Source organism: Streptomyces sp. NPDC059853 (assembly GCF_042731495.1).
In the GTDB taxonomy this organism is placed as follows: domain Bacteria; phylum Actinomycetota; class Actinomycetes; order Streptomycetales; family Streptomycetaceae; genus Streptomyces.
This window is the reverse complement of the sequence record NZ_JBHWJL010000223.1, coordinates 1-8911: the sequence shown is the minus strand read 5'-3', so window position 1 is coordinate 8911 and position 8911 is coordinate 1. Positions and strand designations below refer to the sequence as shown.

Annotated in this window: 7 protein-coding genes; 5 read left to right on the top strand and 2 right to left on the bottom strand. The window is 71.3% G+C overall.

Features of this window, described 5'->3' with window-relative positions; all coding sequences use genetic code 11:
* Window positions 1-14: 14 nt before the first annotated feature.
* The gene (locus ACFV5N_RS20495; RefSeq protein WP_385601730.1) at window positions 15-1598 is read right to left on the bottom strand and encodes a hypothetical protein; all 1584 of its coding nucleotides are present in this window, start codon (window positions 1596-1598) and stop codon (window positions 15-17) included.
* Between the two features lie 125 nt (window positions 1599-1723).
* Between ACFV5N_RS20495 and ACFV5N_RS20490 the strand changes: the two genes are divergently transcribed.
* Window positions 1724-2698 (top strand): carbohydrate kinase family protein, encoded by a 975-nt coding sequence (locus tag ACFV5N_RS20490; RefSeq protein WP_385601732.1) that lies wholly within the window; start codon window positions 1724-1726, stop codon window positions 2696-2698.
* A gap of 24 nt (window positions 2699-2722) precedes the next feature.
* Here the strand turns inward: ACFV5N_RS20490 and ACFV5N_RS20485 are convergent, their stop codons facing one another.
* Window positions 2723-4090, bottom strand: a complete 1368-nt coding sequence (locus ACFV5N_RS20485) for a cysteine desulfurase/sulfurtransferase TusA family protein (protein ID WP_385601727.1) — start codon at window positions 4088-4090, stop codon at window positions 2723-2725.
* Window positions 4091-4379: 289 nt separating this feature from the next.
* On the opposite strand from ACFV5N_RS20485, the gene coxB reads away from it, so the two are divergent.
* The 4 genes from coxB to ACFV5N_RS20465 all read left to right on the top strand — a co-directional run.
* Window positions 4380-5357 (top strand): cytochrome c oxidase subunit II, encoded by a 978-nt coding sequence (coxB, locus tag ACFV5N_RS20480; RefSeq protein ID WP_385601725.1) that lies wholly within the window; start codon window positions 4380-4382, stop codon window positions 5355-5357.
* On the top strand, window positions 5354-7096 hold the full coding sequence (gene ctaD / locus ACFV5N_RS20475; protein WP_385601722.1) for a cytochrome c oxidase subunit I: 1743 nt from the start codon (window positions 5354-5356) through the stop codon (window positions 7094-7096). Before coxB ends, ctaD begins: the two co-directional genes overlap by 4 nt.
* On the top strand, window positions 7093-7491 hold the full coding sequence (locus ACFV5N_RS20470) for a cytochrome c oxidase subunit 4 (protein WP_375064937.1): 399 nt from the start codon (window positions 7093-7095) through the stop codon (window positions 7489-7491). The genes ctaD and ACFV5N_RS20470 overlap by 4 nt, the downstream gene beginning before the upstream one ends.
* A 144-nt stretch (window positions 7492-7635) precedes the next feature.
* Window positions 7636-8911: Ig-like domain-containing protein (locus ACFV5N_RS20465; RefSeq protein WP_385601718.1), on the top strand; the 1276-nt coding region annotated here is incomplete at its 3' end.

The following is an 8911-nucleotide window of genomic DNA, read 5'->3' as shown; positions in this document are numbered from 1 at the left end:
GGGCGGGCCGCCGGTCAGCTCACCGGGATCTCCTCGCCCCACGCGTCGACCAGCGTCCGGTCACCGATGGGGGAGTCGAGACCCAGTTCGCCGGTCTGCTCCTGGGCCACCATGACGCACGCCTCGTTCGCGTCGCCCGGTACCTCCTCGACCAGCACCCGCACCTCGTCCGCCGACTCCTCGGCGACCAGCCGGTACTCGGCACACACCCCGGTCCAGTAGGTCAGCTCCAAGGTGGTGTCCCCGGGCGCGTACGGCTCGACGCTCGTCCCGGCCGTGCCGGGCTCCCCGCCGCCGTCCGGGTGCGCCGGCTCGGTGCCGGGGCCGCTGTCCGTCCCGCCCGCGCCGTCACCCGAGCGCTGGGCGTACGCCGCGTCGTACTCCACCGCCGGGAGCTGAAGCGTGGTCTCGGTGCCGTCGCCCAGGACGATCGTGTAGGACCAGGCGGGCACCAGCAGCTCGGGACCGGCGTCGGCCCACAGCCACTGCATGAGCGCCTGCTCCGCCCCGGTCACCTCGGCGGACACCGCGCCGGGCCCCGTGATCACACCGGGCTCCCCGACCATGGCGCACACCGGCTCCACCGGAGCGGTGTCCTCGCCCGCCGGATCGCCGTCCACGGGCGGCATCTCCCCGGGGTACGACTCGGGCATCGTCTCGGGCAGGACCTCCGGCTCCAGCATCGGGCAGTCCGCCGGGTCCGGCTCCATCCGGGGCAGCTCCTGGACCGGGGGCAGCTCCGCGTTGCGCTGGTCCAGGAGCTCCTGGGCACCCAGCATGTCCTGCTCGCCGACGACCTCCGGGTCACTCAGCGCGCCGGAGGCGGTCACGACGGAGCCCTCCGGCCCGACCGCGATCTCGGTCTCCAGGCCGTACGCCCGCAGCCCGTCCACCTCGCGCGGGAAGACCAGCGTCCGGTTGCCGTCGCCGAACTCCACGCTCTCCACCGGGGCGTCCGCCAGCCCGAGCGCCTCCACCAGACCCGCGGCGGCCGCCAGCGCCTCCTCCTCGGACAGCGCCGGCTCCGCCGGCTCCGCGGGAGCGCCGTCGCTGCTCACCGCCTCGTCCGGGTCGTACGGCATCTCCTGCGTGTACAGGTCGTACGGACCGCTCTGGTAGTACCAGCGGCCGGTCTCCTCGGTCACGGACAGGGAGGGCCCGTCCGCGTCCGGTCCCGCGACGCTCCACCAGCTGCCCTCGTCGAGCCGGGGCTCGCCCTCCACGCCCAGCAGCGCGGCGAGTCCGGCGACCCGCGCCTCGCCCGTACCCGCGCCGAACCCGTACACCTCGGCGCTGCCCGGACCCTCCGGCAGCGGCCCGGCGGCGGGCAGCGGCGCCCCGTCCCACGGGCCCGGCCAGTCCCCGGCCTCCCGACCCGGTTCGGGCAGCTCCGGGGAGCCCGGCTCGACGGTCCCCTCGCCGCCCGCCTCGGCGCGCGCGTCGCCGCCGCCGTCCCGGCCGAGGACCGCCTGCGCCCCGAACAGGCCCCCGGCCAGCAGGGCCACCCCCAGCGCGCCGGCGGTGACCGTCAGCCAGCGCGGTCGCTCCGCGCGGGGCGGCTCCCCGTCCGGGACGACCACATCCGTCTCCTGCGTCATGGTCCCGCTCCTCTCATCGCCCTTCACCACTGGGACGGAACGACCCCCGACCGGGTTCCTGGGGCCGCGGGTAGCCTGGACGGGCCCGTATCCGTGTAGTCGTGCCTCACCGGGAGCAGCCCACCGTGCGCATCGCCGTCTCCGGCTCCATCGCCCATGACCATCTGATGACCTTCCCCGGCCGGTTCGCCGACCAGCTGGTGGGGGACCAGCTGCACACCGTCTCGCTCTCCTTCCTCGTGGACGCCCTGGAGGTACGGCGCGGCGGCGTCGGCGCCAACATCTGCTTCGGCATGGGGCAGCTGGGCGCCCGCCCGATCCTGGTGGGCGCGGCCGGCGCCGACTTCGACGAGTACCGGGCCTGGCTGGACCGGCACGGCGTGGACACCTCCGCCGTGCGGATCTCCGAGGTGCTGCACACCGCCCGCTTCGTGTGCACCACGGACGCCGACCACAACCAGATCGGCTCCTTCTACACCGGGGCCATGAGCGAGGCCCGGCTGATCGAACTGGCGGCCGTGGCCGCCCGGGTGGGCGACCTCGACCTGGTGCACATCGGCGCGGACGACCCGGAGGCCATGCTGCGGCACACCGAGGAGTGCCGCACCCGGGGCATCCCGTTCGCCGCGGACTACTCGCAGCAGCTGGCGCGGATGGACGGCGAGAACATCAAGAACCTCACCGAGGGCGCCGCGTACCTCTTCAACAACGAGTACGAGAAGGCGCTCATCGAGACCAAGACCGGCTGGTCGGCCGAGGAGGTGCTGAGCAAGGTCGGCACCCAGGTCACCACGCTCGGCGCGCGCGGTGTGCGCATCGACCGGGAGGGCGAGGAGACCATCTTCGTCGGCTGCCCGGAGGAGGAGTCCAAGACCGACCCGACCGGTGTCGGCGACGCCTTCCGGGCCGGCTTCCTGGCGGGGCTCGCCTGGGGCGCCACCCTGGAGCGCGCGGCGCAGGTGGGCTGCATGCTGGCGACGCTGGTGATCGAGACGGTCGGCACCCAGGAGTACACGCTGCGGCGCGGCGCGTTCATGGACCGGTTCACCAAGACCTACGGCGAGGACGCGGCGGCCGAGGTGCGCGAGCACCTGCTGTAGGCCGCGCCCGCACCGCCCCACGCCTCACCGCTCGCGGCGGACCCGGTAGGCCCGGGCCGCGCCGTCGGCGGCCTCCTCGCCCAGATAGGACTGGTGGTGGGTGTGGCACCAGGCGGGGATGTCGAGACCGGCGGCCTCGTCGTCCGACAGCACGGTGACCACCGCGCCGACCGGCACGGTGCCGATCACCTGGGCCAGTTCGATGACCGGGACGGGGCAGCGCTTGCCCAGCGCGTCCACCGTCACCCCGTCCGGCCCGGTCTCCACCACGGGCCGGACGGCGGGCGCCAGCTGGGCGCGGACCGAGGCGACGGCCTCGGGGAGGGTGGCCAGGAAGCGGTTGACCTCGCCGCGGGTCGTCCCGGGCGGCAGCGAGACCCGTACGTTCCCCTCGGACAGCACACCCATGGCGCGCAGCACATGGCTGGGCGTCAGGGTGGAGGAGGTGCACGAGGAGCCGGAGGAGACCGCGAACCCGGCCCGGTCCAGGGCGTGCAGCAGGGCCTCGCCGTCCGCGTACAGGCAGGAGAAGGTGACCAGGTGCGGCAGCCGCCGCTCCGGGTCGCCGACGACCTCGGTGTCCGCGACGAGTTCCGGCACCCGGGCCCGGATCCGGTCCACCAGCGGGGCCAGCCGGGCGGCTTCCCGATCGGCCTCCTGGCGGACCGCGCGCAGCGAGGCCGCGGCGGCGACGACGGCGGGGATGTTCAGCGCGCCGGGCGCGACGGGCGGCGGGGGAGCGAACCGTACGCCCTTGCGGACCACGAGCAGGCCGACGCCGGGCGGGCCGCCCCACTTGTGGGCGCTGGCCGCCAGCAGCGACCAGTCGCCCTCCACCGGTCCCCAGGGCAGCGACTGGGCGGCGTCCACCAGCAGCGGGACCCCGGCGGCCCAGCACAGCTCGGCGGCCTCGGCGACCGGCTGGGTGGTGCCCACCTCGTGGTTGGCGGACTGGAGGCAGACGAGGGCGGCCGGGGCGCCGTCGCCCAGTGCGGCGCGCAGGCCGCCGGTCTCCAGCCGGCCGGTGCGGTCCACCGCCAGCCGGGTGACCTCGCCGCCCGCGCTCTCGTGGGCCTCGGCCGCGTGCAGGACGGCCGAGTGCTCGACCGCGGAGACGAGCAGCCGGCGGCTCACCCGGCGCCGTCCGGCCAGCGCGCCGGCGATGCCGGTGTGCAGGGCGCGGGTCCCCGAGGCGGTGAACGTCAGTTCGTCCGGGCGGCAGCCGGCCGCCTCCGCCGCCGCCTCGCGGGCCGCGTCGAGCAGCAGCCGGGCCCGGCGGCCCTCGCGGTGCGGGCGGCCCGGGTCGGCCCAGCCGTCGTCGAGGGCGGCCAGCAGCGCCTGCCGGGCGACCGGGTGCAGGGGGAGGGAGGAGGCGGCGTCGAAGTAGGGCACGGTCCGAACGTAGCGCCACCGCGTCAACGCACGGCGACCGGCCACCGTGTCGTACAGGTGTGCGCGCCACCCTCCCGCCGCGTCAGAATGGGGCGCTGACCCGGTACTCGGCGGCCGGGGGAACCGGCGCGCCGGGTTGGGCACCCTCCCCGCACGACCTCAAATAGCGTCCAGTAGGGTTTGCACCGCATAAACATCCAAACCCCTGCCCGTGTCAGGGCCGGTGCCCCCGCCCCGGGCGAAGGCAGTGGCCGTATTACCGCGGGCGAGACTCTCGGGAAGGCGCTACGTGAGTCCCAACGGCTCCGACCGCTCGTCGCGGCGCCCGGTGCGGCGGATCCTGCCGCAGGCGTTGCTCGCGGGCTTGGTCCTGGCGACCGCGACAGGTTGCACATCCGAGGACTTCCCCCGTCTCGGTATGCCCACCCCGGTGACGGAGGAGGCGCCGCGCATTCTGTCCCTGTGGCAGGGCTCGTGGGCCGCCGCACTGGTGACGGGCGTGATCGTGTGGGGGCTGATCCTGTGGAGTGCCTTCTTCCACCGGCGGTCCAGGACCAAGGTGGAAGTGCCGCCGCAGAACCGGTACAACCTGCCCATCGAGGCGCTGTACACGCTGGTTCCGCTGGTGATCGTCTCGGTCCTCTTCTACTTCACCGCACGTGACCAGACCAAGCTCCTGGAGACCTCCGACCAGCCGGACCACGTGATCAACGTGGTCGGTTTCCAGTGGAGCTGGGGCTTCAACTACCTGGAGCCGGTCGGGCACCTCTCCCAGGAGACCGAGACCCAGAAGTTCGCCCACAACGCTCCGGAGCTGGACTCCATCCCGGACCGCTTCATGGAGGCGGTACCGGAGGACGCGGACGGGGTCTACACCGTGGGCGCGCTGGACGACCGCGACCCGGACACCGGCAACCCCGGCCCCACCCTGTGGCTGCCCGAGGGCGAGACCGTCCAGTTCATCATCACCTCGCGGGACGTCAACCACTCCTTCTGGGTGGTTCCGTTCCTGATGAAGCAGGACGCGATCCCCGGGCACACCAACCGCTTCGAGGTGACCCCGAACAAGCAGGGCACCTTCATGGGCAAGTGCGCCGAGCTGTGCGGCGAGGCCCACGCCCGGATGCTCTTCAACGTGAAGGTCGTCTCTCCCGAGGAGTACCAGCAGCACCTCCAGGATCTGGCCGCACAGGGCCAGACGGGCTTCATCCCGGCGGGCATCGAGCAGACGGACGCCGCCACTAACGCGGAGACGAACCAGCCGTGACAATCCTTGACACCCCACAGGAGGCCGGCGCCGCGAAGGCAGTGCCGCCGGTGCGCCGGAAACAGCCCGGCAACATCGTGATCAAGTGGCTCACCACCACCGATCACAAGACGATCGGCACGATGTACCTGCTGACGTCGTTCATCTTCTTCATCATCGGCGGCGTCATGGCGCTCATCATGCGCGCCGAGCTGGCCCGTCCCGGTCTGCAGCTGGTCTCCAAGGAGCAGTTCAACCAGCTGTTCACCATGCACGGCACGGTGATGCTGCTGCTCTTCGCGACGCCGCTGTTCGCCGGTTTCGCCAACTGGATCATGCCGCTCCAGATCGGCGCGCCGGATGTGGCCTTCCCCCGGCTGAACATGCTGGCCTACTGGCTGTACCTGTTCGGCGGTCTGCTGGTCGTCGCGGGCTTCTTCACCCCGCAGGGCGCGGCGAGCTTCGGCTGGTTCGCCTACTCACCGCTGTCGGACGCGGTCAGGTCACCGGGCATCGGTGCCGACATGTGGGTGATGGGTCTGGCCTTCTCCGGCTTCGGCACCATCCTGGGCGCGGTCAACTTCATCACCACGATCATCTGCATGCGCGCCCCCGGCATGACGATGTTCCGGATGCCGATCTTCACCTGGAACGTGCTGCTCACCGGTGTGCTGGTGCTGCTGGCCTTCCCGGTGCTGGCCGCCGCGCTCTTCGCGCTCGCCGCCGACCGGGTGTTCGGAGCGCAAATCTTCAATCCGGCCAATGGCGGCTCGATTCTGTGGCAACACCTCTTCTGGTTCTTCGGCCATCCAGAGGTGTACATCATCGCGCTGCCGTTCTTCGGCATCATCTCGGAGATCATCCCGGTCTTCAGCCGCAAGCCGATCTTCGGTTACATCGGTCTGGTCATCGCCACCATTTCCATCGCCGGTCTGTCGGTGACGGTGTGGGCGCACCACATGTACGTGACGGGGGCGGTACTCCTGCCGTTCTTCTCGTTCATGACCTTCCTGATCGCGGTACCGACCGGGGTGAAGTTCTTCAACTGGATCGGCACCATGTGGAAGGGGTCACTGAGTTTCGAGACCCCGATGCTGTGGTCGATCGGCTTCCTGGTCACCTTCCTCTTCGGTGGTCTGACCGGCGTCATCCTGGCCTCCCCGCCGCTGGACTTCCACGTCTCGGACACCTACTTCGTGGTGGCGCACTTCCACTACGTGGTCTTCGGCACGGTCGTCTTCGCGATGTTCGCCGGCTTCCACTTCTGGTGGCCGAAGTGGACCGGCAAGATGCTGGACGAGCGGCTCGGCAAGATCACCTTCTGGACGCTGTTCATCGGCTTCCACGGCACCTTCCTGGTGCAGCACTGGCTGGGCACCGAGGGCATGGTGCGGCGGTACGCGGACTATCTCGCCGCGGACGGCTTCACCGCGCTGAACACCATCTCGACCATCAGCTCGTTCCTGCTGGGCATGTCGATGCTGCCGTTCTTCTACAACGTCTGGAAGACGTGGAAGTACGGTGAGCCGGTCAACACGGACGACCCGTGGGGGTACGGCCGCTCCCTGGAGTGGGCGACCTCGTCCCCGCCGCCGCGGCACAACTTCCTCACCCTGCCGAAGATCCGTTCCGAATCGCCGGCGTTCGACCTGCACCACCCGGAGCTGGCGGCCCTGGATGCCCTGGAGAACACCGATCCCCGTGCCGCGGTGACCGGCGGGACCGAGGGCCGACACGAGTCCGAGGGAGATGCCAAGTGAAGATCCAGGGTTATCTCTTCAGCGGTATCGCCCTGTTCATGCTGGGCGCGGCCATCGTCTACGGGCTGTGGTCCAAGGAGCCGGTCGGTACCACCGCGCTGTTCCTGTCCTTCTCGCTGGCCGCGATGATCGGGTTCTACCTGGTCTTCACCGCCCGCCGGGTGGACACCGGGGCCCAGGACCGCAAGGACGCCGACGTCGCGGACGACGCGGGCGAGCTGGGCTTCTTCGCCCCGCACAGCTGGGCGCCGCTGGTGCTGGCGCTCGGTGGTCTGACGGCCTTCATGGGCCCGGTCTTCGGCTGGTGGCTGGCGTTCTTCACCGCGCCGCTGCTGGCGATCGGCCTGTGGCTGTGGGTGTTCGAGTTCTACCGGGGCGAGAACCAGAACCAGTAGCACCGCACCGCGCACCGTCGCCGTACCGCAGCCGGCCCCCGGGGATCGTCCCCCGGGGGCCGGCTGCGTGTGACGCGACCGGTGGGTCCCCCGAATGCGGGATCTCCGCGCGCCCTGTCGGAGTATTATTCGTATTTTGTGACCATGGGTCACGTAAGAGGCATCTCGGACAGCGCGCCCAGCAGGGCGGTCGCATCCCGCCGGACGGCGCTCAGCTGCGCCCTGATACTCGCCCCGCTGTTGGTCTGGGTCACCGCGTGCAGTGACAGCTCCCAGTCCCTCACGGGCACGCCCTACGACGCCACGGAACAGCTCTCCTTCGGCCCCGCCGGGGACAGCAGCACGGCCGTGGACCCGGACGCCCCGCTGAAGATCACCAGTACCGACACCGACGGCCGCATCACCGACGTGGTGGCCACCGACGCGGTCGGCCGCACCATCACCGGACAGCTGTCCGAGGACGGCAGCAGCTGGCACAGCACCACGCCGCTGGCCGCCGGGGCCAGCTACACCGTTCAGGTGAGCACCGAGAACGACAGCGGGCGCCCGGGCCGGGGCACCCACACCTTCACCACCGGCGACTCCACCGCCGACCCGCTGGAGATCGAACTCGGCCCCACCGCCGGTACCTACGGCGTGGGCCAGCCGCTCACCGCGGAACTGAGCGAGGAGGTCGCCGACCCGGCCGAGCGCGCCGTGGTCGAGAGCGCCCTGGTGGTGGCCTCCGAGCCGCAGGTCGAGGGGGCCTGGCACTGGGTGGACGACACCCTGCTCCACTACCGCCCCAAGGACTACTGGCCCGCAGGGTCGAGCGTCACCGTCCGCTCGGAGCTGGCCGGTCTCCACATCCGGGACGGACTGCGCGGCGGAGCGGCCCAGGAGCTCCAGCTGAGCATCGGCGACCGGGTGGAGGCCCTCGCCGACATCAGCGGCCACTGGATGACGGTCACCCGCAACGGCGAGGAACTGCGCACCATCCCGATCACCACCGGCAAGGAGGGCTTCGCCACCCGCAACGGCAAGAAGGTCGTGCTCGGCCAGGAGCGGAACGTCCGGATGACCGGCACCAGCATCGGCATCCCGGCCGGCAGCTCCGAGTCCTACGACCTCGATGTCTCCTGGGCCACCCGCCTCACCTGGAGCGGCGAGTACGTGCACGCCGCGCCCTGGTCGGTCGGCTCCCAGGGCAGCGCCAACGTGAGCCACGGATGCACCGGAATGAGTGACGCCAACGCGCAGTGGTTCTTCGAGACGGTACGCCCGGGTGACATCGTCGAACACATCAACGGTTACGGCGAGGAAATGGCGCCGTTCGGCAACGGCTTCGGCGACTGGAACCTCTCCTGGGAGGAGTGGCTGGCCGGCAGCGCGCTGCACGGGGCGGCCGACCCCGGCGAGGCCGCGGGCAGCCCCAGCACTG

Bases quoted from the DNA above. Each gene is read 5' to 3' on its own strand.
- ACFV5N_RS20495 (WP_385601730.1), bottom strand. From the start codon at position 1,598: ATGACGCAGGAGACGGATGTGGTCGTCCCGGACGGGGAGCCGCCCCGC.